Here is a 1,760-nt window from a genome sequence, read left to right as displayed (position 1 = left end):
ACAACCCGCTACGGGGGAGACTTACCCGAAATCTGATTTATTCAACAAAGCCCATACAGTTATCTCGGCATTACAATTATGCGTCTCGTGAACACAGTAGCACCTGTAAGGCATACTCCAGTTGTTTAGCATTATCTTCTACAATGAGCCATTCTGGTGGTAATATATCGCACTTATAGATTGTGCTCTGTGGCTGCTTGCCCATATAAGCTTGGGGGGCACTTTCCTTTAGCACAAAAACGGTTGATTGCCGGGCTAATTCCATGCAGTTATCTGATAGCCATTGGCAATACGTCATAACTGCGGCGGGTGGCGGAGTATGCGTGTGCGACATGGCTCGGCTTATGCTTTCCGCTAATAAAAGGGAAGTTGCGTATACCCGTATTGCATGGCGGTCGTAACGTTGCGTGACGATGTTAATCCGCTCTGCATGTAGCCGACCCCGTAGCGACCAGCGTTTACTGACCTGTGCTTCAGCTACAGCGGCACGAAGAGCTGCCAGAGCTGACTGAGCATCTGAAAGCTGACTCAAAGCGGCTTCTGCCCCCTTACTGCTTTGCACCTCGCAGGCTCTGAGCATTCGATCCATCCCATTACCGAGTTGTCGAAGGAAATCAGAAGTTGAACGCCCAATATCACTAAATGGATTAGACGTAAAAAGCACCTGGCTGAATAATAATCCTACAGAGGCTCCCAGCAAAACATCCACCAAACGGGTTCCACCCGCGCTTTCTGGCCCCATGGCAAGAACCAAAGCAACCGATACTCCAGCCTGGATTGGTACCACCGGGGCCGGGCCAATGGCGGCACCAAACAAAATAGCGAAGAACATACCGACGCACATCCGAATCAGTGGGTGAGTATCGGGTAACTGCCACATCAACTCCCCCATCACAATACCGAACGTACAACCAATCACTAGATTTCTTGCTTGTTTCAGGTGACTGGGTACGCCCGGAGCAAGACATACCACGGCACTGACGATGGCAAAAGTAGGATGTTCATGTCCCAGCAGCCATACGGCCAGTATCCATGACAGCAGGCAGGCGAGTGCAGTAGCAAGTGCATCACGCGCTGCCAGCCTCGCACGTGAAGGAAATCCAGTGACGACCTGGCGCCAGGTCAGGCGTAGACGAACTAACCAATGCAAAAGGGGAATCCTCGGTGATGATGGGCATAATGATTCATGGTTCTATATGATCAACTGGAATCAACGAAAATCAGCAATACGATTCTAGTTTATTGCATTATTGGATGAATTCCATTTTTTCAAAATTTTAGCCCATATTTCTTTATCTTATCGGACAACGTACTTTTGGCTACCTGTAGTGACTCTGCTGTACGAGAAAGGCTACCTGCATGGCGTGCGAGCTCAGTGGCAATCAAACCTCTCTCAAAATATTCAACGGTTTGCATCAGTGAGAACGAGGAGATATCCGAAGAAATATCTCCCATTGTGATTGTACTCTTAATGCCCAGAACAAATCTCTCGGCTTCATTTCGCAACTCCCTTACGTTCCCGGGCCAACGCCAGGCCATCAACTGATGAAGTTTTGTCTCTTTAATCACTGGGGCTGTGCGATTGAAACTGATCGATGACTGGTTTACAAACAGGTTAAACAACAGGGGAATATCCTCCAGCCAGCAACCCTGCCGTCATCGGCCCGCCATAATGCAGACCTTTACCGGCTTTGTTGAATAAATCAGATTTCGTGCGAACGACCCTGTAGCTGGCTGGATTTTCAGGCAATACGCACGCT

General features: G+C 48.9%; 2 protein-coding genes. Both read right to left on the bottom strand.

Translation table 11 applies throughout. The features are described 5' to 3' along the window. Window positions 1-76: 76 nt before the first annotated feature. Entirely contained in the window at window positions 77-1,150 is a 1,074-nt protein-coding gene (locus RRF55_RS27075) for an FUSC family protein (RefSeq protein WP_001572325.1), read from the bottom strand. Window positions 1,151-1,269: 119 nt separating this feature from the next. Then, window positions 1,270-1,416: a helix-turn-helix domain-containing protein gene (locus tag RRF55_RS27070; protein ID WP_223283633.1), complete on the bottom strand. Its 147-nt coding sequence runs from the start codon at window positions 1,414-1,416 to the stop codon at window positions 1,270-1,272. Window positions 1,417-1,760: the final 344 nt, after the last annotated feature.

Source organism: Klebsiella sp. K47 (assembly GCF_051858335.1).
In the GTDB taxonomy this organism is placed as follows: domain Bacteria; phylum Pseudomonadota; class Gammaproteobacteria; order Enterobacterales; family Enterobacteriaceae; genus Klebsiella; species Klebsiella pneumoniae.
The sequence above is the reverse complement of the archived record's forward strand: the minus strand, read 5'-3'. Positions and strand labels throughout refer to the sequence as shown.

Coding starts and splice junctions, on each gene's coding strand:
- RRF55_RS27070 (WP_223283633.1), bottom strand. CDS start 1,416: ATGCAAACCGTTGAATATTTTGAGAGAGGTTTGATTGCCACTGAGCTC.